Annotated in this window: 1 pseudogene; it reads left to right on the forward strand. The window is 38.7% G+C overall.

Annotated features, from left to right (window positions below):
- A pseudogene (locus tag HMPREF2805_RS11170) lies at window positions 1-426 on the forward strand (hypothetical protein); the annotation flags it as partial.

Raw genomic sequence — 426 nt, forward strand, 5'->3', positions numbered from 1 at the left:
TTCGAATTTCTAGGCTCAGGCTGAAACAGTCTCCCAGACTGTTTCACTCCCGTACTCTAAAATTGTGTCGGATTGCTTTCACCCTTCGTTTTTATATTTCTAAACTCAGGCTAAAACAGTCCACTGGACTGTTTTACTCCAACATCTTAGCCGTGCTATGAGCCGTATTCGTGTCCAAATTATGAATCAATCAGGATAGTCGTAAACTGAGTGATAAACGTTTTTATCGCCCTACTTTTCGTATGCATTTAACCAATAAGGAAATCCTAAACAAGCTTTTGAGCTATTCCGAAGACTTGAAACATCACTATCATCTCTATCAACTCTTGCTTTTCCACTTTCAGAATAAGGAGCCGAAGAAATTCTTTGGACTCATTGAGGACAATCTAAAGCTGGTTCATCCTCTTTTTCAGACTGTCTTTAAAA

This window comes from Streptococcus sp. HMSC034E03, from assembly GCF_001811505.1.
Lineage (GTDB): Bacteria > Bacillota > Bacilli > Lactobacillales > Streptococcaceae > Streptococcus.